General features: G+C 68.9%; 17 protein-coding genes. 10 read left to right on the plus strand and 7 right to left on the minus strand.

The genetic code is table 11. The features are described 5' to 3' along the window. Positions 1-4: 4 nt before the first annotated feature. Together BLU84_RS12575 and BLU84_RS12580 are read right to left on the minus strand one after the other, a co-directional pair. Positions 5-2,326: a hypothetical protein gene (locus tag BLU84_RS12575; RefSeq protein ID WP_074867323.1), complete on the minus strand. Its 2,322-nt coding sequence runs from the start codon at positions 2,324-2,326 to the stop codon at positions 5-7. Positions 2,327-2,698: 372 nt separating this feature from the next. Beyond that, positions 2,699-6,118, minus strand: a complete 3,420-nt coding sequence (locus tag BLU84_RS12580) for a GH92 family glycosyl hydrolase (RefSeq protein ID WP_083382535.1) — start codon at positions 6,116-6,118, stop codon at positions 2,699-2,701. 424 nt (positions 6,119-6,542) lie between these two features. Here BLU84_RS12580 and pgaA point away from each other — a divergent pair, with 424 nt between their 5' ends. From pgaA to BLU84_RS12620, 8 genes are all read left to right on the plus strand, one after another. After that, a complete protein-coding gene (pgaA, locus tag BLU84_RS12585) occupies positions 6,543-8,537 on the plus strand; it encodes a poly-beta-1,6 N-acetyl-D-glucosamine export porin PgaA (protein ID WP_170849157.1) in 1,995 nt (664 codons plus the stop codon). 2 nt (positions 8,538-8,539) lie between these two features. Next, on the plus strand, positions 8,540-10,492 hold the full coding sequence (gene pgaB, locus BLU84_RS12590; RefSeq protein ID WP_074867326.1) for a poly-beta-1,6-N-acetyl-D-glucosamine N-deacetylase PgaB: 1,953 nt from the start codon (positions 8,540-8,542) through the stop codon (positions 10,490-10,492). A gap of 94 nt (positions 10,493-10,586) precedes the next feature. Next, positions 10,587-11,846: a poly-beta-1,6-N-acetyl-D-glucosamine synthase gene (gene pgaC / locus BLU84_RS12595; RefSeq protein WP_074867328.1), complete on the plus strand. Its 1,260-nt coding sequence runs from the start codon at positions 10,587-10,589 to the stop codon at positions 11,844-11,846. Then, the gene (gene pgaD, locus BLU84_RS26460) at positions 11,843-13,174 is read left to right on the plus strand and encodes a poly-beta-1,6-N-acetyl-D-glucosamine biosynthesis protein PgaD (protein ID WP_074867330.1); all 1,332 of its coding nucleotides are present in this window, start codon (positions 11,843-11,845) and stop codon (positions 13,172-13,174) included. The genes pgaC and pgaD overlap by 4 nt, the downstream gene beginning before the upstream one ends. A 285-nt stretch (positions 13,175-13,459) precedes the next feature. Then, entirely contained in the window at positions 13,460-14,569 is a 1,110-nt protein-coding gene (locus BLU84_RS12605) for a phosphotransferase family protein (protein WP_083382537.1), read from the plus strand. A gap of 7 nt (positions 14,570-14,576) precedes the next feature. Continuing rightward, entirely contained in the window at positions 14,577-15,107 is a 531-nt protein-coding gene (locus tag BLU84_RS12610; RefSeq protein ID WP_074867332.1) for a DUF4442 domain-containing protein, read from the plus strand. A 197-nt stretch (positions 15,108-15,304) separates the two neighbouring features. Continuing rightward, positions 15,305-16,606 carry an MFS transporter gene (locus BLU84_RS12615; RefSeq protein WP_170849158.1) on the plus strand — a complete coding sequence of 434 codons (1,302 nt, stop codon included), beginning with the start codon at positions 15,305-15,307 and terminating at the stop codon, positions 16,604-16,606. A 73-nt stretch (positions 16,607-16,679) separates the two neighbouring features. Continuing rightward, positions 16,680-17,111, plus strand: coding sequence for a DUF952 domain-containing protein (locus BLU84_RS12620; protein WP_211664531.1), 432 nt, complete (start codon positions 16,680-16,682; stop codon positions 17,109-17,111). A gap of 21 nt (positions 17,112-17,132) precedes the next feature. Here BLU84_RS12620 and BLU84_RS12625 read toward each other — a convergent pair whose 3' ends face one another. The 4 genes from BLU84_RS12625 to BLU84_RS12640 form a co-directional block, all read right to left on the minus strand. Continuing rightward, a complete protein-coding gene (locus tag BLU84_RS12625; RefSeq protein WP_074867334.1) occupies positions 17,133-18,437 on the minus strand; it encodes an arsenic transporter in 1,305 nt (434 codons plus the stop codon). A gap of 64 nt (positions 18,438-18,501) precedes the next feature. Continuing rightward, positions 18,502-19,209 (minus strand): arsenical resistance protein ArsH, encoded by a 708-nt coding sequence (arsH, locus tag BLU84_RS12630; RefSeq protein ID WP_425479382.1) that lies wholly within the window; start codon positions 19,207-19,209, stop codon positions 18,502-18,504. 14 nt (positions 19,210-19,223) lie between these two features. Continuing rightward, a complete protein-coding gene (arsC, locus tag BLU84_RS12635) occupies positions 19,224-19,637 on the minus strand; it encodes an arsenate reductase (glutaredoxin) (protein ID WP_074867337.1) in 414 nt (137 codons plus the stop codon). A 132-nt stretch (positions 19,638-19,769) separates the two neighbouring features. Beyond that, on the minus strand, positions 19,770-20,117 hold the full coding sequence (locus tag BLU84_RS12640) for an ArsR/SmtB family transcription factor (RefSeq protein ID WP_074867339.1): 348 nt from the start codon (positions 20,115-20,117) through the stop codon (positions 19,770-19,772). A 261-nt stretch (positions 20,118-20,378) separates the two neighbouring features. On the opposite strand from BLU84_RS12640, the gene BLU84_RS26465 reads away from it, so the two are divergent. Together BLU84_RS26465 and BLU84_RS26470 are read left to right on the plus strand one after the other, a co-directional pair. After that, the gene (locus tag BLU84_RS26465; protein WP_074867341.1) at positions 20,379-20,906 is read left to right on the plus strand and encodes a hypothetical protein; all 528 of its coding nucleotides are present in this window, start codon (positions 20,379-20,381) and stop codon (positions 20,904-20,906) included. Between the two features lie 64 nt (positions 20,907-20,970). Then, on the plus strand, positions 20,971-21,789 hold the full coding sequence (locus BLU84_RS26470; protein WP_139174968.1) for a hypothetical protein: 819 nt from the start codon (positions 20,971-20,973) through the stop codon (positions 21,787-21,789). A 172-nt stretch (positions 21,790-21,961) separates the two neighbouring features. Here BLU84_RS26470 and BLU84_RS12650 read toward each other — a convergent pair whose 3' ends face one another. Then, positions 21,962-24,268, minus strand: a complete 2,307-nt coding sequence (locus BLU84_RS12650; protein ID WP_083382538.1) for a CocE/NonD family hydrolase — start codon at positions 24,266-24,268, stop codon at positions 21,962-21,964. Between the last annotated feature and the right edge of the window lie 256 nt (positions 24,269-24,524).

The raw sequence follows: 24,524 nt of genomic DNA on the forward strand, positions 1-24,524 counted from the left end.
CGTCTTACTTGGTTTGCAGGCCGTACATGAAGGTGTTCGGCACGCCGAGCAGCGGGCCGTCCGGCCCCGGTATCGGCGCATTCCACGGAGTGCCGTTGAGGTAGTTCGGCTGGCCCAGCGAATACAGGCCGGCTCCGACCGACGACAACGCGTTGAGCGCCTGCTTTTCGGTCGGCGCGGCGCCGTAGTACGTCACGAAACTGCGCGTCGCGCCCGGCGCCAACGATCCCAGACGGAAGTCCATGTGCGAGCCGAGATCGCCGGGGCCGTTGTCGGTCATCGCACCGGTGGTCGGGTGCGCGGCCAACGGATCGAGCGAAGTGAAGCCGTTGTTGTTCCAGCCCACCAGCAGCGGCGACGAACCGGCCAGGGTGATGTACTCCGAGAAGGTGTTCGGCGGCACGTCGTAATCGATGCCGCGGGTATAGCGCAGGTCCTTCACCGTGCTGCGCCCGATGTTCTGGATCGACACCTCGACGCGGTACAGGAACGGCGTCACCGCGGTCGGGATGAAGCGATGCACGATGCGGAAGGTGCTGCCGACGGTGACCGTCGAGGTGGCCCGGTCGAACGGCGCGGTCGGTTGCACCGTCAGCGGCGCAGCCACGACATTGGCGGTGGTGCCGCAACGCGAGGCGTGCGCGGTGATCGGCAACGCGGGGTCGGCGTTGGCCACGCCCCAGCCTTCGCACGGCGCGCCGGGCGCGGAGGCTTCGCCGTTGGTCGACATCAACCGCAGGCCGACCAGGCTGGTGCCGTACAGGCCCATCGAGGGCTTGATCGCCGGACACTCGATGTTGAGGTAGCCGGCGTCGTGCACGCCGAGCATGACGGTGCCGTTGTCGATCACGCCCGGGCAGCCGTTCGGCGGGTCGCGCTCGCACGCGTACTTCCAGTCGCTGGCCACGATCGGCTCGGTACCGGCCGCGGACCACTTGTCGATGCGCTTGGGCTCCGGCCGCGTGTCCTTGTACGGCAGGTCCACGCCCATGCCCTGCGGCGTCCAGTCCTGCGCGCAGCGGGTCTTGAGCACCGGATCGCTCTGCACGAAGTAGACGTCCTGCGGATCGCCGGAGCCGTCGCGGTCGGCGCCGGTGTAGCCGGCGAGCACGAAACGGTCGCCCTTGCGGTCGATCGCGTAGATCGCTTCGCGCTTCTCGTTGCCGTAGAGACGGGCCAGCGGGCCGGCGGCGTACTGGCGCAGGTCGGCCGGATTGGCGGCGAAACTGAAGCCTTGGGTGCCGTAGATCGTGCCGGCGACGGCGAGCGCGCCGTCGTTGCCGTCGATGTTGCGGGCCTCGACCACATCGAACGCGGTGAAGCCCTGCTTGTCGGGCGCATACCAGTCGGCCTGCGCCTTCGGATCGCAGCTGCCGCGACCGAAGCGCGCGAGGTACGGCCGCGGCAGCGCGCCTTCCGCAGGCCCGCGCGCCTCGCCCACCAACACGGTGTCGCCGCTGTAGCCGCGCGACAGCAAGGCGGTGAGGCCGTAGAAATCCCGGTGCTCGCGCTCGTCGCCCAGGGTGGTGGCGCACACCGGCGCGCCGTTGGCGTCGGTGCGGAACATCAGCGCCTTGCGCAGATCGCCGCCCGACGCGCCGCCGGCCACGACCAGATCCGTGAACGCGCCGGTCGCGGCGAGGTTTTCGGTGACTGCGCGGAACTGCAGCGTCGGCCATTCGCGGCCGTCGTAGCGCTGGTCCCAGATCACGTTGCCGCCCAGATCCAGGCGCACGATACGGCCGAAGGTCCGGCCTTGGCTGGGCACGATCTCGTCGCCGACGACCACGATGTCGCCTTTCCCCGAGGAGGTCAGCGCGCCGCTCTGGATCAGGTCGTAGCCGGTGGCGATGGCATTGCCGTCGGCGTTCTCCAGCAGCGTGGTCCAGACCATGTTGCCGGCGCAGTCCACGTTCATGACGTAGATGCGCGAACTGTCGCCCGCGCGCACCGTGCCGGTGACGGCGAAGCCGCGCCGTTCGCCCAGCTCGACGATGCCCAGGCCGGAAGAGAACTTGGCGCCGGCGATCGGATACGCGCGCTGCCAGGTGCCCGGCGCGGCGCCGTCGCTGACGCCGTTGTCGTCCATGCGCGTGATCAGCACCTGGTCGGAACTGCCGTTGCGGCGGGTGGCGACAGTGACCGAGCCGCCGCCCGGGCACTGGGCGACCGACTTGACGTCCTCGGCGGCGTCGCGCCATTCGGGCTGCCCGTAATACGTTTCGAAATTCTGCGCCTGCGCCAGGGGAGCGGCGAGCAGCAGACCGGCCGCCAGCGTTGCGGCGCATCGCCGCAGGCCGGGCCGTGTGAGTCCCTTCGTGTCCATGTCAGCCTCGTTTGCGGAACCAGTCCGCGCAGTGGCCGGCGCGGCGTAACGCGCCGGCGGAGTGGGCTTGCGTTGAACCACATGCGCGAACCATCGCGCGCATCGACCTTAGCGCGGCGCGCGACGACGGCGAAGGACGGGCGTGGGCAGGAAACGGGACGCGGCGGGAAGGTTTCGCAGGCCGCGTGGGCACGCGTTGCGACGGCGTTAGCGGATCGGCGTTAAAGCGCGCAGTGCGTCACGCGCGGCGCACGGTCGCGCCGGCGGTCGTGTCGGCGCGGTCGCGACTCGCGTCGCTCCTACAGGGGCGACCTGTAGGAGCGACGCGAGTCGCGACCGCGAAGCCGCAAACTCGCGGCGCAACCGGTCGGGCTACTTCGCCTCGCCCAACAACTCGACCTCGGCCAGCTCGATCCCGCCCGCGCCCTCGCCCACCAGCCGCAGCCGGTAACGCGAGAATGCCTGCGGCGCGGCGATGGCGAATGCGCGCGTCTGCCGCCGCCACGGGAAGTTCTGGTCGCGGCGTTCGTCCAGCGTGGTCCACTGCTGGCCGTCGTTGGAGCCTTGCAGCGCCCAGGCCGCGGCGTCGCCGGGCTTGTCGGACGAGGTCAACGTGTACAGGCGCACGGTCGCGGCGGCCTTGAAGTTCCAGCTCAGCAAGGGCATCGGCGCGTTGAGCCGGGCCGAGGTGGTCGCGTCGTCGTCGAACAAGGCCGCGGCCTGCTTGGCGTTCAAGCCGGCGACCGTGGCGTTGTCGCGCCGGGCCAGATCGCGCAGCGGCAACGGCAGTTCGCCGTCGGCGCTCAGCGATTCGGGCAGCGCCGCGGCCGCGCTGCCCCAGTTCGACGGGATCGGCCCCATCTTGAATTCCAGCAGCGCGCCTTGCGCGAGGCGCGCATGCGGCAGGGTCAACCGCTCCCACGGCTCGCCGTCGATCTTCAGCGACTGCACGTAACGATTGCGCGCGCTGACGCCGGGCGCGCGGATCTCGATGCGCTTGCCGCCCTCCAACGCGATGCTCATGCGCTCGAAGCGCGGCGCGCCGATCACGTACTCGGGCGAGCCCATGCGCAGCGGGTAGAAGCCGGCGGCGCTGAACAACCACCACGCGGACATCTCGCCGTTGTCTTCGTCGCCCGGATAGCCCTGGCCGATGTCGCTGCCGGCGTACAGGCGATCCATGATGTCGCGCACCTTCTCCTGGATCCGCCACGGCTGCCCGGCCATCGCGTACATGTAAGGGATGTGGTGCGAGGGCTGGTTGCTGTGGCCGTACTGGCCCATGCGCACGTCGCGCGCTTCCAGCATTTCGTGGATCACCCCGCCGTAGCTGCCGGTCTCGAAGGTGCCGGGCGTGGCGAAGAACAGGTCGAGCTTGTTGCCCAGCGCGATCCGTCCGCCGTACAGCGCGGCCAGCCCGGCGCCGTCCTGCGGCGCGTGGAAGGCCATGTTCCAGGCGTTGGTCTCGGTGTAGTCGCCGCCCCAGCGGGTCGGTTCGAACTCGGTGTCGGTCGAACGCCAGCGGCCGTCGCGGTGGCGGCCGAGGAAGAAGCCCAGGCGCGGATGGAACAGGTTGACGTAGCCCAGCGCGCGGTTGCGGTAATAGGCCGCATCGTCGGCGTAGGCATCGCGATACGGATCGTCGGCGCCGGCCTCGCGCGACAGCGCGGTGGCCAGCGCGCCGATGGCGAAGTCGTTGATGTAGCCGTCCATCGACCACGACAGCCCCTCGTCGGTGCTGGTGTCGGTGTAGCCGCGGAAGATCGCCCGCTCGATGCCCTTGCGCCCGGTGCCGGCGAGCGGGCTGGCGCTGGACGCGTTGCGGATCGCCGACTGATAGAACCCGCGCACATCGAAGTTGCGCACGCCCTTGAGCCAGGCGTCGGCGAAGGCCACGTCCGAACTGGTGCCGACCATCAGGTCGGCGTAGCCCGGCGACGACCAGCGCGCGATCCAGCCGCCGTCGCGGTATTGCTGGACGAAGCCGTCGATCATCTCGCCGGCGCGGGTCGGGGTCAGCAGCACATAGGCCGGCCACGCGGTGCGGTAGGTGTCCCAGAAGCCGTTGTTGACGTAGACCCGGCCGTCGACGATGCGCGCGCCGGTACGTTCGGCGTCGCTTTGCGCCGGCGCCGGCACGAACGGGCTGGCGTACTGCCAACGCGGCTGCTGCGCGCTGCCGGTGTTCTCGCTGGCGTTGTTGGGATACAGGAACAGGCGGTAGAGATTGGAGTACAGCGTGCTGCGCTCGTGCTCGGGCGCGCCTTCGACCTGGACGATGCCCAGTTGCGCGTCCCACGCCGCCTGCGCGCGCTCGCGCACGCTGTCGAAGTCGTCGTCGGCGGCGATTTCCAGTTCGAGATTGCGCCGCGCCTGCTCCACCGAGATCAGCGAGGTGGCGATGCGCATCGTCACCTGGCGCTCGCGGCCGAGTTCGAAGCCGTACCAGGCCGAGACCCGGTCGCGCCCGGCCTCGCGCTGCAGGCGCTCGCCTTCGCTCGGCGGCCGGTCGAAGCGCGCATAGACATACAGCCGCCCGGCGCCGGCGGAGAGCTTGCTCTTGTTCTCGGTCCAGCCGCTGAGCGTGCCGGTTTCGCGGTCGAGCGCGATGTCGCCGTGCTCGTCGCGCTGATCGAACAACAACCGCCCGCGCTCTTCGGGGAAGCTGAAACGCAGCATCGCGGCGTGGTCGGTCGGGGCCATCTCGGCGACCATGCCGTTGTCGAAGCGCACCCGGTAGTAATCGGCGCGCGCGGTTTCCTGGTCGTGGCCGAAGCTCAGCGCGCGCTTGCCGCGGTCGAACTCGACCGCGCCCTCGCCGGGCGCCGGAAGGATATGGAACGCCTGGCGGTCGCCCATCCACGGGCTGGGCTCGTGCGACAGCGCCAGCGCCTCCAGCCGCGGCCGGTTGGCCTCGCCGTTGCGCTCCTGGTACTGGTAGATCCAATGCGAGCCGGCGTTGGTGGTCGGCGTCCAGAAATTGAAGCCGTGCGGCAGCGCCACCGCCGGGAAGTTGTTGCCGCGCGAATAGCGCGCGTTGGAATTGCTGCCGCGGCGGGTGTCGACGAATTCGCTGGGGTGCTTGGCCGCGAGCTTGTCGAGTTCCTTGTCCTTGCGCCGCGGCGCCGGCTCGATCCGCACATCGTCGAGATAACCGCCGTAGAGCGCGCCCGCGCCGCCATCGTGGACCAGCACGATCTTGCGCACGCGCTTGCCCGCGGCCACCTCGCCGATGCGGCTGGCGACCGCGTTCCACTGGTCCGGATACAGCAGCCGCGCCTCGCCCTGGCCGCGCGCGGTCAGGGCGAAACCGTAGCGGTCGACCGGCTTGAGCTGCGACAGGCGGCTGCCGTCGTCGAATTCCAGGTCGAGCGCGACGAAGGTCGAGGCGTAGCGCAGATCGTCCAGTTGCCCCGCCTTCGCATCGAGTTGCCGCGCCGACAGCGGGAACAGGCGATACGACAGCTCGCTGTCCTTGCTCACCGGTACATCGACCTCGAACACCTGCGCGCGTTGCTCGCCGCCGCCGTTGCCGTCGTAACGCAGCGAATGCAGACCGGTGAAACCGGCGTCGGGCTTGGCGGTCAGCGCCGCGGCAGCGGGCGGGCCGCCGGCCGGGCTCAATCGCGGCACGGCGCCGGCGAGCAGGGATGCGGCCGGGTCGGACGGCTCGAACGAACTCCAGAACGCCCGGCTTTTGGCCTGCGCCTGCGCGCCTGCGGCCACGGCCAATGCCGCGGCCAGCACCGCCAGCCCTGCGCCCGCGCGGCGGCCGCCTCGGTTTACCGACATATCTATTGCTCCCTTGCCCCGATCCGCGGCGCGCAGTGGGCGCCCCGACGTCTGTCGCGAACGGCGCCGATCGGCGCGTCCTCCTGCCTCGAATCGATTTGAATCGATCTAAAAGAGCAATGTCAAACCGCGGCGCAGCACATTAGACACCCCCTTCACGGCACAAAAATACAATCAAAACAACGGCTTGAATTATAAGAACTGATCGCCGTTCACACCCTCTTGGCACAGCTTTTGCGTCCCTATCGCAAAATGTGATGTTTTTCACATTTTGATCGGCCCAGATTTACCCGGGCCCCCACGGAAATCGGTGCCCATGCCCACACAGCGTCCCCTGGCCCTCGCTGCCGCGCTCGCGGCGGTGATCGCAACCTGCCCTTCAACGTCAGTTTTTGCCGCACCGCGTCATAATGCAGACACCGTCGTGGGCGATCCCCTGCCCGAGATCGAGCGTCTGCGTGAACAACGGCAATGGCTGCCGGCGTTGGCGCGGATCGAAGCCGCCCAGGCCGCCCGCCCTGGCGACGACCGGCTCTATCGCCTGCAAGTGCTGACCCTGGCCGATCTCGGCGGCGCCGAGCGCGCCTGGAGCCTGGCCCAGGCCAAGCCGCAGTTGTTCAGCGAGGGCGAACGCCAGCGCCTGAGCGCCGACCGCTTCGCCCGCCGCGTGCTGTGGGGCGCGGGCTACCCGCAGAGCGAAGCCCAACGCCTGGACGAGATGCGCCAGGCGAGCGAACTGCTGGCGCAACACCGCGCCGCGCAGACCCCGCAGCAGCAACAGGCCGACCTGCGCTCGCGCTTCGACGAACTGGTGATGCTCAACTACCTGGAGCGCCACGCCGACGTGGTCGAGCGCTATCGCGCGCTGCAGGCGGAGAAGGTCGAGATCCCGATGTACGCGCTGGCCAAGGTCGGCCAGTCGCTGCTGGCGGCCAAGCATCCGGAGGAAGCGGCGACCGTGTTGGAAACCGTCGCCCGCCAGTGGCCCGAAGACGAAGACTCGCAACTGCAGCTGGCCTACGCCTATTCCGAAAGCGAGCGCTTCGGCGACGCCGACCGCCAGCTGGAGAAGATCAAGCAGGCGCAGCCCGCGTTCGTGCGCGTGCCCGGGGCCAAGGAAAGCCATCAGAACCAGCGCCATTACGACGCCGACAGCCAGCAGGCGATGATCCGCCTGTACGGCGAAGACACCGTCGGCGCGCAACAGCGCCTGGAGACGATGGCCAAGATCGGCCCGAACAATCCGGGCCTGCAGTCCGACCTGGGCGTGCTCTACCAAAAGCGCGGCTGGACCGACCGCGCGCTGGAACGCTTCCGCATGGCCCAGACGATGGAGCCGACCAACGTGTCCGCGCGCGTCGGCCAGGTCGGCGGCCTGCTCGAACACAACCGCGTCGATCTGGCCCGGCCGATCCACGACGAACTGCTGCAAAACCGCGCGCGCGACGTCCAGGTCGAGCAGATGGGGCGCTCCTGGGACAGCCGGTTGGGCTGGCAATGGCAGGTGTCGACCGCGTTCGGCCGCAGCGATTCGGACGGCGACCGCGCCGCCACCGCTTCGCCGCTGGGCTCGCGCGATGCGACCCACAAGGTCGAAGTCGCCAGCCCGCTGATCGGCGATCGCTGGCGCCTGACCGCGCACGCGCAAGACGCCTGGGCCGATTACGACAACGGCGACGGCGGCAAGGACCGCGTGCACGACCGCCGCACCGGCGTCGGCGCGCTGTACGCCTACGATCGTTTGACCCTCGGCTTCGGCGTCGACCGCAGCAACGACCGCTGGCTGCCCAGCGGCGACCGCACCGGTTATTACCTCGACGCCGGCTGGCGTTTCAGCGACGTGCTGCAAGGCACCGCCTCGTGGTACGCGACCACGCCGGAGGCCTCGCTGCAGGCGCGCCGCGCCGGCCTGCACGCCGACGCGCTGAGCCTGGGCCTGCGCTGGACACCGAGCGAACGCAGCTCGCTGGCCGCGACCGCGCAGCAACTGCGCTACAGCGACGACAACACCCGCACCGCGTTCGGCCTCAGCGGCGCGCAGCGCCTGTACACCCGCCCGCACCTGCTGATCGACGGCCTGGCCGACGTGTTCGCCAGCCGCGCCAGCCGCACCGGCCCCGACATTCCCTACTTCAATCCCAGCCGCGACGGCTCGCTCAACCTCGGCCTGCGCATCGACCACCTGGCCTGGCGCCGTTACGAGCGCCACTTCCGCCAGCGCCTGACCGTGCAGGCCGGGCCGTATTGGCAGGAGAACTTCGGCAGCCACTGGGTGCCGCAGGTGCGCTACGAACACGAATGGCGCTTCGGCACCGGCCGAGTGCTGAATTACGGCGTGAACTGGTCGCGCCCGGTCTACGACGGCATCCGCGAAGACCGTCTGGGTTTCGACCTGAGCTTCCGTTGGGGAGAGCAATGAGCATGACGCACGCATCCATCCACGCCGCACTGCGCCGCGTCCTGTCCACCGCCGCGCTGCTGCTGGCCCTGCCGCTGGCCGCGCAGGCCGCGCCAGTGGCGCAAGGCGCGCAAGACAAAGACCTCAGCGCCGCGCAGGCGGCCGAACGCGAAAGCCGCGGCGACCAGTTGCTGGTGCTGAGCTACCACGACGTGCGCGACGACGTCGCGCGCAAGGGCGACCCCGACGCCTACGCGGTCAGCACCCAGAACTTCGCCGCGCACCTGGACTGGCTGTCCGGCCACGGTTACCGCCCGGTGTCGCTGAGCGACGTCATCAAGGCCTCGCGCGGCGAGCTCAAGCTGCCGCCCAAGGCGGTGCTGCTGACCTTCGACGACGGCCTGCGCAGCATCTACACCCACGTGTTCCCGCTGCTGCGCGCCTACAACTACCCGGCGCTGATGGCGGTGGTCACCGGCTGGGTCGACCTGCCGAAAGACCAGAAGGTCGACTACGGCCCGCGCATGTTCACCCACGACGATTTCGTCACCTGGGACCAGTTGCGCGAGATGCAGGCCTCGGGCCTGGTCGAGATTTCCTCGCACAGCGACAACCTGCACCGCGGCATCACCTCCAACCCGCAGGGCAACACCATGCCCGCGGCGATCACCCGCGAGTGGAGCGTCAAGGCCCAGCGCTACGAAACCGAGGCCGAATACCTCGATCGCGTGCGCCGCGACCTCACCGCCAGCAAGACCAAGATCGAGCGCGAACTGGGCGTGTCGCCGCACTCGGTGGTGTGGCCGTACGCGGCCTACAACAGCCAGACCAACGACATCGCCGACAAGCTCGGCATGAGCGTCACCTTCGATCTGGAAGGCCGCCACCAAACGATCGGGCGCGACCTGCACGGCCTCGCCCGCCTGTTGGTGTTCGACAACCCCACCATCCAGGACCTCACCTTTGAGCTGCGCCACGACACCGAACTCGACGGCGTGCGCGCGCTGCAGGTCGACCTGGACTACGTCTACGACAAAGACCCGGCGCAGCAGGCGCGCAACCTCGACAAGCTGATCGAACGGATCAAGCAGGTCGGCCCCAGCCACGTGTTCCTGCAGGCCTTCGCCGACCCCGACGGCAACGGTTCGGCCGACGCGCTGTACTTCCCCAACCGCCAGTTGCCGATGCGCGCGGACCTGTTCAACCGCGTCGCCTGGCAGATCAAGACCCGCGCCCGCGCCAAGGTGTTCGCGTGGCTGCCGGTGCTCGGCTACGAGCTGCCGGACAAGGCGCTGGACGCGCAACTGGCGATCAAGTCCAGCAACACGGCCGAAACCCACCGGCTCAACCCGTTCGACCCGCGCACCCGCGAGATCGTCGCGCAGATCTACGAAGACCTCGCCATCAGCGGCTACACCGAAGGCCTGCTGTTCCACGACGACGCCTTCCTGCGCGACGACGAACTGCGCGGCATCGCCCCGGCCGCGCCGGCCGCGCGCACCCAGGCGCTGATCGACTTCACCCAGGAACTGACCCGCGCCGCCGGCAAGTGGCGGCCCAAGCTGATCACCGTGCGCAACCTGTTCGCCGCGCCGGTGCTGCAGCCCAAGAGCGAGAGCTGGTTCGCCCAGGACCTGGCCGCGTTCAACAACGCCTACGACTACACCGCGGTGATGGCGATGCCGTGGATGGAGAACAGCCGCGACCCGCAGCGCTGGATGGACCAGTTGGTCGAACGGGTCAAGGCCTCGCCGCGCGGCCTGTCGCACACCATCTTCGAACTGCAGACCGTGGACTGGCGCGACAAGAGCAAGCCGATTCCGGCCGAGCAGCTCAAGCGCATGGCGCGGCGCCTGCAGGCCGACGGCGCGCGCCATCTGGCGTGGTACCCGGACGACTTCATCGCCGACCGCCCCTCCACCGCCGACGCGCGCGAAATCATGTCCGCGCGCGGCTTCCCCTACCTCGAGAAATAAGCCGACACCGCCGCACCGCGCAGACAGACCGCACTTTCGAAACCAGACCGGCGCGCGGCCAGGATCGGCCGCCGTCGATGGAGCGTCGCCACGCATGAGCCCTCAAACCAGTCCACTGTTGACCGCGCTGTTCCAGTTCGCGTTCTTCTATCCGATCGTGATGTCGTTCTTCTGGATCGCCGGCGGGCTGTATTACTACTTCCGCCGCGAGCGCAGCGCGCGCGGCCGCACCGACCCGCCGCCGCTGGACGCGGCGCCGTTCGTCAGCATCCTGATCCCCTGCCACAACGAAGGCGACCACGTCCACGAAACCATCGCCGCCGCGCTGGCCCAGCGCTATCCCGATTTCGAAGTGATCGCGATCAACGACGGCAGCCGCGACGACACCGGCGAGCAGCTCAACCGCCTCGCCGCGATCCACCCGCGCCTGCGCGTGGTCCATCTGGACCGCAACCTGGGCAAGGCCAACGGCATGCGCATGGGCGCGCTGGCGGCGCGCTCGGAATACCTGGTGTGCATCGACGGCGATGCGCTGCTGGACGAATACGCCACCCACTGGATGGTCTGGCACCTGATCTCCGGCGCGCGCGTCGGCGCGGTCACCGGCAACCCGCGCATCCGCAACCGCTCGACCTTGCTCGGCCGGCTGCAGGTCGGCGAGTTCTCCTCGATCATCGGCATGATCAAGCGCGCCCAGCGCGTGTACGGCCGCATCTTCACCGTGTCCGGGGTGATCTGCGCGTTCCGGCGCAGCGCCCTGCACCGCATCGGCTACTGGTCCGATTCGATGGTGACCGAGGACATCGACATCAGCTGGCGCCTGCAGATGGACCACTGGGACATCCGCTACGAACCCAACGCGATGTGCTTCATCCTCATGCCCGAAACCCTCAAGGGCCTGTGGAAACAGCGCCTGCGCTGGGCCCAGGGCGGCGTGGAAGTGCTGCTGCGCCACAGCCGCGACCTGTTCTCGTGGCGCAAGCGGCGGATGTGGGCGGTGATGGCCGAGTACGTCGCCAGCGTCGCCTGGGCCTACATCATGGCCTTCATCATTTTGCTGTGGGCGCTGGGCCTGTTCGTCGATCTGCCGGTGCAACTGCGCGTGAGCACGCTGCTGCCGTCGTGGCACGGAGTGATCCTGGCGCTGATCTGCCTGCTCCAGTTCGCTGCCAGCATCATCATCGATCGACGTTACGAAACCGGTGTCGGCCGCAATTACTACTGGATGATCTGGTACCCGATGGCCTATTGGCTGTTGAGCTTCTTCACCACCGTCACCGCGGTGCCCAAGGCCCTGCTCAAGCGCCGCGGCACCCTCGCGACCTGGGTCAGCCCGGACCGGGGGCTGCGATGAGCAACGACCGCCGCCCGCCCGACGAAGGCGCGCCGCCGCGCGGCGCCGACACCGGCCGCGCCGCCGACGGCTTCTCGCGTCCGGCGCACAGCACCGCCGCGCCGCCGCTGGCGCCGGCGAAATCCGCCGCACCCGCAGCACCCGGCAAGTCCAACAAGGCCGACAAACCCGCCTCGCACAAGCACGACTCGCGCCTGATCCAGAAACCCGGCTCGCAGCACCCGCTGCCGCGCACGCTGTGGGGCGTGGTCACCGGCGCGTTCTGGCTGGCGTATCTGTACCTGTGGACGCCGGTGCTGACCCTGGTGCTGTGGCTGCTGGGCCTGCGCACGGTGGCCTCGGAGCTGTACCTGCGCACCCACGAAGTCGATCCGTTCCTGATGCTGGCCCTGCCCGCCACCGCCGCCGCAGTGGTCGCGCTGCTGCTGACGTGGGCCGAGTACAACCGCTGGCGTTTCGCCGGCGACGACGCCGAACGCCGCACCCGCCTGGCCGACGTGAGCCTGGACGAGGTCGCGCAAAGCCTCGGCGCCAGCGCCGAAGTGGCGCAGGCGCTCAACGCCGGCCGCGTCAGCGTGCTGCACATGGATACCAACCAGGCCGTGCCGCTGTCGGTGACCGCGGTGACGCCGAACCCGCCCGCGCAAAACCCGTTCCCGCCGCTGCCGCCCAAGCCGCGCTTTACCCGCACCGCGACCGCGCCGAGCAGCAACTGGCTGCTGGTGGTGGCGTTGGCGGCGATCGCGCTGGTGATCGGCGTGTTGATCGTGGTTTCGCACGGTTATCGCCAGATCGAAAGCTCCGAGCCGGTGCACGGGTTGGAAGGCGCACCGGGCATGGACCGTCCGGCGCTGCCGGCGAACGCCGACGGCCCGGGCTTCGTCGGCCCGGCCGACGACGCAGTGGCCGGCACGCCGGACGCCGCGACCCCGAACGCCGCCGCGCAAGCGGCCAGCGCCAAAGCCGATGCCGCCACCCGCGCGCGCGAAGCCAAAGCGCGGCGCGAGGCCCAGGCCAAAGCCCTGGCGCAACGCAAGGCCGCCGCGGCCAGCGCCAAACCGCGCCCGCTGCCCGGCTTCAGCCCCAAACCGGTCTACCCGCTGGACGCGCTGCGCCAATCCGAAAGCGGCCTGGTGACCTTGCGCGTGCAAGTCTCGGCGCAGGGCGAACCGACCCGGGTCGACGTCAGCCGCCGCAGCGGCTTCCGCGCGCTCGACCGCGCCGCGGTCAGCACCGTGCGGCGCTGGAAGTTCGCGCCTGCGATGCGCGAAGGCAAGCCGGTGGCGGCGGTGGTGATCGTGCCGGTGGAGTTCAAGCCGCGCGATTAAAAGCACGACCGACGCAAACCCGACCGAACCAGCGCACAGCCGACGCGTGCGCCACCGCACGCATCGACGCAAAGCCCCGCCACCGGCGGGGCTTTGCGTAAGCGCCGCCCGCAGCCTCCACCGACGCGCGCATCGCGCCTTATCCGCTGCGCACATCGCGTCATAACCAACGCGATGCAGTGAGCGTAGGTGAGGGATGGATCGCCTGTGAGCGCAGTCACGACGACCGCGATATCGCCGGGCTACGTTGCGCAAGAACGCGTAGCCGCTCGTCAAGGGATCGATATGGCGCTCGTCCACTACCCGACTGCGCTCGCCTGCGACGAGCCCTTCGAGCCGTTGCAAGCGCACATCGCGGCCGCGCCGCCCGACCTCGCCGAACTCGGCGCGGCGGTCGCCCGCTGGCTGCGCACGCAGGCGCTCGACGTCGGCCGCGTCGCGCGGATCGAACGCCTCGCCGGCGGCCTGTCGCACCTGACCTACCGGCTGCGCTGCGACCGCGACGACCTGGTGCTGCGCCGCCCGCTGCACGCGCAAGGCGGCGCGCAGCGGCTGCGGCGCGAATTCGCCCTGCAAGCCGCGCTCGCCCCGCACTATCCGGTGCCCGAGATGCTGCACCTGTGCGACGACCCGCACATCGCCGGCGCGCCGTTCTACCTCATGCGCTACGTGCCCGGCATCGTCCCGCAGCGCAACGCGTTCGCGCACGCGACGCCGACGCCCGAGGATGCCCAGCGGCTGTGCGCCAACCTAGTCGACACATTGATCGCGCTGCACCGGATCGACCCGGGCGCGCTCGGCGGCGGCGGCGCGCTGCCGGCCGATCATCACCCGGCCTATTTGCGCAAGCGCCTGCAGCACTGGTCCAGCCGCTACCACCGGCTCAAGGCCTGGACCCTGCCCGACCTGCGCTGGATGGCGCAATGGCTGATCGACCGCGTCCCCAGCCACGGCCCCGTGCGCGTGCTGCACAACGACTGGCGCCTCGCCAACCTGGTCTTCGACGCCGCCCAGCCCACCCGCATCCGCGCGGTGCTGGATTGGGAATTCGCCGCGCTCGGCGACCCGCTGATGGACCTGGGCATCGCCCTGTCGTACTGGGTCGAACCCGGCGACAACGCGCTGATGCGGCGCTACCAATGGCAGCCCTCGCACCTGCCCGGCATGTTCACCCGCGAGCAGATCGCCGACCGCTACTTCGCCGCCACCGGCCGCAGCCGCGAGCACTGGCCGTTCTATCGCGTGTTCGGCCTGTTCCGCTACCTGATCAACCTGCAGGAGCTGCACCAGCGCCACGTCATCGAAGACGGCGAAGAAAAAGCCTTCCTCACCCGGATCTGGGCGCTGGCGCATTACCTCAACTGGACCTGCCGCGGCTTGACCCTCGGCGCCTGAGTCGGCCATGCCCTTCTCGCGATTGCACGAGTGGATCCTCGGCGACCTGTCCGCCGCGCTGGAGCGCCTGGCGTTCCTGCCCGAAGCCTGGCGCTACCGGCTCGTGTCGGCGGCCGTGGGCCAGCAGAGCCGCTACTTCCGCACCCACCGCCTGCGCATCGTCCAGATCGCGCCGGGCCGCGTCTCGATCCTGGCCGGCAACCGCCGCGCGCTGCGCAACCGCGTCGGCGCGCTGCACGCGATGGCCGCCAGTGTCGCCGGCGAGTACGCCGCCGCGCTGGTGGTCGCGCAACACCTGCCGCGCGGCGCGCGCCTACTGGTCAAAAGCGTGCACGCCGACTTCCGCAAGCCGCTGCACGGCGGCGTGCAGGCGCAGGCCAGCCTGGATCCGGCGCAGATCGGCGCGGCCGCCAACGCCGGCGGCGGCCGCCTGCGCGTGCCGATGAAGGTCATCGACGAAACCGGCGCGGCGCCGGTGCGCGGACACGTCGACGTGGTGTGGTCGTCGGCGCCGCGAACGCCACGGGCGCCAACGTGAGCGGCGAAAGCCGCGCGCCGGCTTCGGCGCAAACGCCTCCCCATCGGGACAACGCATCGGCGCAGCCCATCGCACCGATGCGAGCCACCGACACCACGCCCCCGCAAACCGCACGCGAACCCGCGCAAGCCGCAGACGCCCGCGCGCGAACGCCGCCCTCGTCCGGCCTCGTGCTCGCGGCCGCGTGCTTCGGCTTCATGATCGTTCAACTCGACGTCACCATCGTCAATCTCGCGCTGCCCACGCTGGCCGCCGACCTGCGCTCCGACCTCGCCGGCCTGCAATGGGTCATGGACGCCTACACCCTGCTGTTCGCCTCGCTGCTGCTGTCGGCCGGCGCCTTGAGCGACCGCATCGGCGCGCGCCGCAGTTTCCTGCTCGGGCTGGGCGGCTTCCTGCTCGCCTCGATCGCCTGCGGCCTCGCCGGCAACGTCGCGCAGTTGGTCGCCGCGCGCGCCCTGCAAGGCGTGTTCGCCGCGTTGCTGGTGCCGTCCTCGCTGGCCTTGCTCAACCACGCCTTCGCCCACGATCCGCCGCGCCGCGCGCGCGCCCTGGCGGTGTGGACCGCCTCGGGCGCGGCCGCGGCCACACTGGGCTCGGTCGCCGGCGGCGCGCTGCTGCAGACGCTGGGTTGGCGCAGCATCTTCCTGGTCAATCTGCCGATCTGCGCGGTGGGCATCGCGCTCGTATGGCGACTCGCGGAAACGCCACGCCGGCCCGAACGCGCGCTCGACCTCGCCGGACAACTGCTGGCCGTCGTCGGACTGGCCGCGCTGATCGCCGCGATCATCGAAACCCCGCGCCTGGGCGCGCAGCATCCGGCGGTGTGGAGCGCGGCAGCGCTGGCCGTGGTCTGCGCGCTCGCCTTCGTCGCGGTGGAATCGCGCGCCGCGCAGCCGCTGCTGCCGCCGCGTTTGTTCGCGCGGCCGCGTTTCAGCCTCGCCCTGCTGTCGGCGCTGGCGGTCAGCCTGGCCTACTACAGCCTGCTGTTCGCCATGAGCCTGTACCTGCAACAGTTCGCCGGCTACACCGCGTTGCAGGCCGGCCTGGCCTACCTGCCGCTGGCCGCCGCCTTCATCGCCGCCAACCTGCTCAGCGCGCGCGTGCTGACCCGCCACGGCGTGCGCACCGCGATCGCGCTGGGCTCGGCGGTCTGCGCCGCCGGCTTCGCCTGGCTGAGCCGGCTCGCGCCCGGCGACGGCTACCTGTGGATCCTGCCCGCCTTCCTCGCCATTCCCGCCGGCATGGGGCTGGCGATGCCGGCCGCCACCGGCCTGATCCTGAGCAGCGTCGAGCGCGAGCAATCGGGCACCGCGGCCGCCGCGATCAACGCGGTCCGGCAAACCGGCGCGGCGCTGGGTGTGGCATTGTGCGGCCTGTTGCTCGCCGGCGGCGGCGCGGGCGCAGGCATGCGGACCGTCTGCTATGTCGCGATCGCGGCGCTGCTGGTCTCTGCGGCGCTCGCGTGGGCCTGCCTGCGCGAAGCGCCTTCGCCCTAGCGACGACGCGCGCCGCTCGACCGTCCGCACCACCGATTCCGCCGCCACCCCAAGGCCAGCCATGAGGCGCTCCATGACCACGCTCGCGGTACTCGCATCGATGATGGTTGGCAACGCCGGCCACGACGCCCACGCCGGCGACACCGCCGCGCGCCCGGCCATCGCCTACAAGATCCTGACCCGGCCGGAAAAGACCACGCTCGAAACCAGCGGCCGCTTCGAAGGTTCGCCGCAGGATGCCGCCGACGGCTACATCCACCTGTCCACCGACGCCCAGCTCACCCGCACCGCCGACCGCCACTTCGCCGGCCAGTCCGATTTGTTCATCGCCGCGGTGGACCTCAAGGCCGCCGGCGACACGATCAAGTGGGAACTGTCGCCGCGCAGCGCGATGGAGTTTCCGCATCTGTACGGCGTGTTGCAGCAGCGCCAGGTGCTCTGGGTCGAGCCGCTGCGGCGGGACGAGCAAGGTCAGGTCGTCGTCCCCGCGAACGGCGCTCGATAAGGCCTCGCCGAATTCGCGCCCTCACCGCACCCACGGCAACCACAGCCATAGCGCGACCAAGCTCGCCAGCAGCACCGGCGGGGTCAACACCAAGCCGACCTTCATGTACTCGCCCCAGCCGATCCGCTGGCCCTTGCCGGCCAGCACGTGCAGCCACAGCAGCGTCGCCAGCGAACCGATCGGAGTGAACTTCGGCCCCAGGTCGTTGCCGACCACGTTGGCGTAGACCATCAACTCGCGCGTCAGCGCCGGCACCGGCGCCGCGTCGATGGCCAGCGCGCCCACCAGCGTCGCCGGCATGTTGTTCATCACCGACGCCAGCACCGCCACAGCGAAGCCGGTGCCGACCGTGGCCGCGAACGTGCCCTGCGCCGCCAGCCAGGTCAGCACCGCACTGGCCTCCCGCGTCAGCCACGCATGGCCCAGGCCGTAGACGACCAGATACATGCCCAGCGAAAACAGCACGATCTGCCACGGCGCCTCGCGCAACACCTTGCCTAACTGCACCGTCGCGCCGCGGCCGCCGCGGCCCCAACGGCCGGCGATGGCCATCAGCACCACCGCCGCCGCGCCGGTCACCGCCGCGATCGGCACGCCGAGCGGCCCGGTGACGAAGTACGAGAGCAACAGCAGCCCCAACAGCGGGAACGCCGCGCGGAACACCGCCTCGTCGCGGATCGCATGGCGCGGCGGCTCCAGCGCGTCGACCGCGTAACGCACGGCGATATCGCGGCGGAACCACGCCCACAACACCAACAACGTCGTCGCGACCGAGACCAGGTTCACCGGCACCATCACCGCCGCATAGCGGCCGAACGGCACCTCGAAGAACTGCGCGCTGACGATGTTGACCAGGTTCGACACCACCAGCGGCAGGCTGGCGGTGTCGGCGATGAAGCCGCAAGCGATGGTGAACGCCATCGCGCAGGTCGGGGCGACGTTGAGGCGCAGCAGGATCGCCAGCACGATCGGCGTCAGCAGCAACGCCGCGCCGTCGTTGGCGAACACCGCGGCGATGGCCGCGCCGAGCAGGACGATCAACGGAAACAGCCGACGCCCGTCGCCGCCGCCCCAGCGCGCGACATGCAGCGCCGCCCAGGCGAAGAACCCCGCCTCGTCGAGGATCAGCGAAATCACGATCAAGGCGACGAAGGTGAAGGTCGCATCCCACACCAGCCCCCACACCGTGCCGACGTCGTGCCAGCCGACCACGCCCGTGGCCAAGGCGACGGCCGCGCCGGCCAGCGCCGACCAACCGATGCCGAGCCCGCGCGGCTGCCAGATGACGAAAATCAGGGTGACGACGAAAATAGCGAGGGCAAGCATGCGGCGCTCAGTCAGAGATCGAACGAAGATGGAAGACGCATCAAGCGATGCATCGGGCAGCGCCTTAGATGGCGCGTTGATTCACGCGCCGGGACAATTCTTCAGCGCTCTCCACACGCTCCGAGTATCGGTCGGTCAGATACGCCGAGCGCCCGCGCACCAGCCAGGTGAACTTGACCAGTTCCTCGCACACGTCGACCACGCGCTGGTAATACGACGAAGGCTTCATCCGGCCCGCCTCGTCGAACTCCTGGAACGCCTTGGCCACCGACGACTGGTTCGGAATCGTGACCATGCGCATCCAGCGGCCGAGCGTGCGCAGCTGGTTGACCGCGTTGAAGCTCTGCGAACCGCCGGACACCTGCATCACCGCCAGCGTCTTGCCCTGGGTCGGCCGTCGCGAACCGACCGTCAGCGGAATCCAGTCGATCTGCGCCTTCATGATTCCGGTCATCGCACCGTGGCGTTCCGGGCTCACCCACACCATGCCCTCGGACCAATCGGCCAAGTCGCGCAGCTCCTGCACCTTGGGATGGTCCGGCTCGGCGCCGTCGGGCAGCGGCAGGTCGCGCGGGTCGTAGATCCGCACCTCGCAGCCGAACCAGCGCAGCAAACGCGCAGCCTCATGGGCGAGAAAGCGCGAGTACGAACGCTCGCGCAGCGAGCCGTACAGGATCAGGATCCGCGGAGGATGGCTCGGATCGCCCGGCGCGGCGAGCGCGGCGGTGTCGATCGCCATCAGTTGCGCCGGGTCGAGGTTCGGCAACTCCATCGGCATCGCCTCGCTCATGCCGACGCCCCGGGCAGCTTCACCACTTCGCCGTCTTCCTTGACGAACGACGTCAGCGGATGCGCCAACAACGCCAGCACCTTCTCCGACGGCCGGCACAGCGCCGCGCCCTGGTCCGACACCACGATCGGCCGGTTGATTAGGATCGGATGCGCCAGCATCGCGTCCAGCAAGGCCTCATCGCCCAGCGCCGGATCGGACAGGCCCAGCTCCGCATAAGGCGTGCCCTTCTCGCGCAGCAACTCGCGCGGCGCGATGCCCATCGCTGCGATCAAGCCCTGCAAGGTCTCGCGCGACGGCGGCGTTTTCAGGTACTCGACGACCAACGGGTCTTCGCCCGATTGGCGGATCATCGCCAATGCATTGCGCGAGGTGCCGCAATCGGGGTTGTGGTAGATCGTGATGCGCATGACGAAACCTCAGGTCGAGCCAGGACGAGGCGCCGACGCAGCCGGCACCCACTCGCGAAACATCGGCGCGGCAACGGCGCCCCTCATAGGCCGTCGGCGCGGAAAACCAAAAGCGAAACCGCTAGCCGCCGCTCATGAACACGTCTTCGCATCGCAAGCCGCGACGAAGTCGGTGAGCGGCGCGCAGATCTGCGGATTGCCGGAACAACAGTCTTCGGTGAGGAACGCGAGCAGCTCGCGCATATCGTCGTAACTGGCCGCGTACAAAATGCGTCGCCCGTCGCGCCAGGAGCGCAGCAGCTTCGCCCGCTCCAGCGCGGCCAGATGGAAGCTCATGCGGGTCGGCGCGATCGCCAGCGCCTCGGCGATCTCGCCCGAGGCCATCCCCTGCGGCCCCGCCCGCACCAGCATGCGGAAGGCCGCCAGCCGGTCGGCGTGAGCGAGGGCGGAGAGCGCCTGGACGGCGGTGTCGTCGTTCATGGGCGAAATACTACAAGAATACTTGTAGAGTTCAAGAGCCAGCCGTGTATGGCTGGCTAGCGCCGCGGTCATCGTCACGGGAAATTGGGAAACGCCACAGAATGGCTCTGCGCCGCTACCGGTCGAGCACTCACGCAATGGCCATAACAGCTTCAGCGCCCTGCCCAGTTCGCCTGCTAACGTCTTCAAACAGCGCCGTCCAACCATTCACTCAAGCCGACGCAAGCTTTTGGCGAGCTTGATCCAGACATCAGGTCTTTCATGCATCTATCCAGCGATGTACGGCCAGTCGACTCGTTCTTCCAAAAAACGGGCAATGCACTGCCCGCCTCTCCCGGCGTCTATGCCTTCTGGTGGATCGCAACGAAGTCGGAACTGATGTCGGCCAATAGGCACATCGTGCTGAAAGGGCCCCGCGGGCAAGCAGTGGATGTCGAGTACCGCGACTGGTGGCCGAACGAGCTCGCCTATCCGTGCCTGTATGTCGGCAAGACCACGAACATCAAGAAACGTTTCGCCCTGCACATCAAAAGGAAATGTCCTGGCCGACTTCACCCTCCGTCTTCGGATAACAGGAAAGCCAAGCCCCGGACGAGCTCATGCCAATTAAGGTTTGGAATCGAGCACATTTTCCCGAGGGAGCTGGACCCGCTGAGCGTCATCATGCGCAATGTGGGCTTTTCCTACACCACGGAATTTCTCGACAATGCGGTAGCGGAGCGATTCTTTACGGAAGACCGTCTGGTCGGCTGTTGGCGGCCTTGGTTCAACATTGACTCTGAGCGCTAGAAGCCGGCATAACAACGCATTAGATGTCTGAGCAGCGTTGAACAACAGACGAAGGGAAGCGCACATGAACCGATGGGACTGGATCTACGAAACGAATGACGCGATTTATAGCGCCATCAATGCATGCTGGAACGAGGAAGATCAACGCACACACACTTGGGACGAGAACCGAATCACCGGAGATGTTCTGCGCGCGATCGGGACGTCGGGTACCGTGCACTGGGAAGATAAAGCCTGCAGCGCCTCTTGGAGAATGTTCAAGGCGTATGGCGACTACGAGACGGCCAACGGCGACATCGCACTCAACGTCACTCTATGCACGCAGCGAGGACATGTGCTGGCTGGGGTGAAGCATTTCGAAGCCAAAGCGGCGTGCCCAGACAAGAAGAAATACAAGGCAATAAGCCGGTCCCAGCTTGGTCGAATGGTTGGCTTGGTAAACCATGAAGTCCTGCTTTATTCGATCCAACCTGTATTCAAAGATCACTGGTGGCCAGGAAAACCATGCCCCGGAGCCGGGTCGCTTCCGACCGAGCTTGCCCTGGCACTCGAGCCCGACGGTCATACGGCCTTAAACGCCAATGCAGTTTTATTCGTTCGCGTACTGGCGGACGCCCTTTGCGGTAGAGGCCTGGACACGAACCCAAAACGCGTCAGCGCTTTCCAGCATGAACTGAACCGTGTCGATGCCCGCTATGTCGGTGCGCCAAGACCCATCGCCCCACTTCAGCGTCCTGCTTTTCTTATGCAAGCGCGCGTCGCAATCGGCGCAAACCTTGAGCTGAGGAGCGACTTCACACCTCCAAAGGCGTATCGCTCGCTTCCCGAAGCCGCCCCGCCCCCCGACAAACCTTCCGGCGGCTCACCGTCCTCGCGTCCGTGATCGCGAGGCCAACGCCGGCCGCCAGAACCTGATGGCATCATCAACCGCCTGCGCGCCCCTTCGTATCGCGGTTCACCACATCCAGCGAGTCGGCAGCTCGCTGATGATCGGTAACGGCGCACTGGCATTCGGCTGGCGCCGCGCGGCGGCCAGACTGCAACGTCGCCGATTCTCACCGGCTCAGCGGAATCTCCAGATAGCTGCCGCCATACCAGCGCACCCGCAGCGGTTCGCCGGCGTCGGCGATGCTCTCGGCGGCGACCGGCTTGCCGCTGCCGTAGTTGATCTGCTGCTGCGGATTGCGCAGCACGCTCACCACCGCCAGCAAGCGGCTGCCGGCCTGCATGCGCTTGCTGGTGGCGCGTCCGGCTTCGAAGTTCAGTACCGTGCGGCGATCCGGCTGCAACAGTTGCCGGCGGCTGAGGTCGCCGACGTAGCTGGCGCGCGATTGATAACGCGACAGCTCGAAGTAACGCCCGTCCGGCATCCATTCATACAACGAAATGTTGAAGTCGAAATCGCGCTTGTTCGCGCTCGCCTCCAGCCGGCCGGAAAACAGGCCGCTGAACTCTTCGGCCGCGGCGAAAGGCGCGCTGACGAACACCACGCTGCCGGCCGTGTCCAGCTCGGCATCGACGATGCCGCCGCCGGGCACGATGCGGTCGGCGTCGCTGCGGTCGCGCAGGTCGATCGTCTGCTCAGCAAAGACGTCCGCGCCGGCGGGCGTCGCCAGCAACCCATGCCGGCCATCACCGCCGGCGGCCGCACCGAAGTAGAAACGCTGCCGCCGCTGCGCCATCGCCGCCAGCGACGGCGCGTGCTTCCACTCGTTCGCGCCCATCACCTGGTAGTTGATCCGGTCGGCCAGCAGCGCCGGCTTCGGCGCGCCCTTGAACACGTAGTCGAACCACTGATAGCGCAACTCGCCCAGGTCGATCTGCGCCTGCGGGTCGAGCGTGTACCCGCGCAAACGCGTGCCCGTGGCGACGGTGCCGCGCTGGCCGCTGATGTGGTTGTACGGCCCGATCACCAGGTAATGCTCGGCGTTCGGGCGATAGCGATAATGCTCGCGCAGGTAATACAGCGCACCGATCTGGGCGCCGTCGTAATAGCCGGTGGTGGTCAGCACCGGCAGGTCCAGCGCGGCGAATTCGTCGCGGTAAGGGATCATCGCCTGCCAATACGCGTCGTAATCCGGATGCGACAGCCAACGCAGGTAGAACGGGTTCGGCGTGCCGTCGATCTGCGGCAGCTCGCGGTAAGCGCGGCCGCTGAGATACCACTGGCGATACAGGCGATTCCAGCGCGCCTCGTCCTCCATCGCCGCGGTGTCCACCTGGCGGTTGTTGGTCACGTAGAACGGCCAGTAGTACTGGAAGGCGTAGGAGATGCCGCCCTCCATCGGCACGTCGATGCCCGGCGCGCCGGTCACCGACGGCATCAGCGCCTTCAACGCCTTGGGCCGGCGCTTGGCCGCGGCCCACTGGGTGAAGCCCTCGTAGCTGCCGCCATACATGCCCACGCGCCCGTCGCTCCACGGCTGCGCGGCGATCCAGTCGATCAGCGTCGCGGCATCGTCGCCGTCGTGCTCGTAAGGCACCGCGCGGTCCGTGCTGCAGCCCTTGCCGCGGCTGGTGCCGGTGACGCCGACATAACCGTTGGACGCCGACCGCCGCGCCTCGTTGAGCGTGGTGACCGGGTCGGCGTAGATGGTGAAGTTCAACAGCGTCGGCCGCTTCGCCGGCGCGCCGCGCGGGCGCACGACTGTGGCGCAGACGGTGGCGCCGTCGGGCGTGGCCACGGCCACGTCGCGCTCGATCAGATAGCGCCGCGCATCGTCGCCGGCCACCAGCGCCGGCAACCGCGCCGACATCGCCGCATCGCTGCGCTCGGCCAGATAGCTGCGCACCAGCGCTACCGCAGCGTCGCGATCCAGCGCCGGCCGCTCGCGCAACGGCGCCAGCGCATCGGCCAGCGCGCGGCGCTGGCGCGGCGCGTCCGCCGCCTCGGCATTGAGCACGCGCATCGCCACGCCGGCGCGGCGGTCGTCCATCGTCGCCACCGTCTCGGCGAACGCGCGCTCCAACGCCGCGTCGAAGCCCTGCCCATGCCGCGCCTGCAAGGCCTTGGCGCGCGCATACAGACGGTAATGGGCGACGTTCGGCCGCACCGGCACCGGCCCCTGGGTGGCGCTCGCGGCGAACGCCTCCAGGCTGCGCTCGGCCGCGGCGTAATCGCCGGCCGCCAGTTGCAGGCGGAAGCGCTGATTCGAATCGCCGCCGCTCGCGCCGTCGCTGTCATCGGCAAGCAAGCGCCGCGCCAACGCCGGCATCGCCGCGTCCAGGCGCTCCGGGTCGTCGGCGACGCCCGCGGGCAAGGCATACAGCGCAGACGGCGCAGCAGGCGCCGCCGACGCAGCCTCGCCAGCGCAGAACAACCCCACGGCCACCGGCGCCGTCATCACGATGGATCGCAGCATTCGCCCTCCCAGGCGCAACGGAATCCTTCAAGGGATGCCGTCACCGGCCGGATCGTCGCGCGCGCGCCGCAAAAAGCAAAGGCCCCGCTGATCGCGGGGCCGTTGCGTTGCCAGCCTTCAGGCCTTGGCCGAATCGCCCGGCGGCCCGGCCCGCTTGGCCGACGTGCGATTGAACCCCCGAACGAGGTCGCCGACACTGGCGCGCGGCGCACCGAATCCACTTGCGCGGCACGCCCTCCCCAAAACCGAACCCTCC

The organism is Lysobacter enzymogenes (assembly GCF_900106525.1).
GTDB classification, from domain to species: Bacteria; Pseudomonadota; Gammaproteobacteria; order Xanthomonadales; family Xanthomonadaceae; genus Lysobacter; species Lysobacter enzymogenes.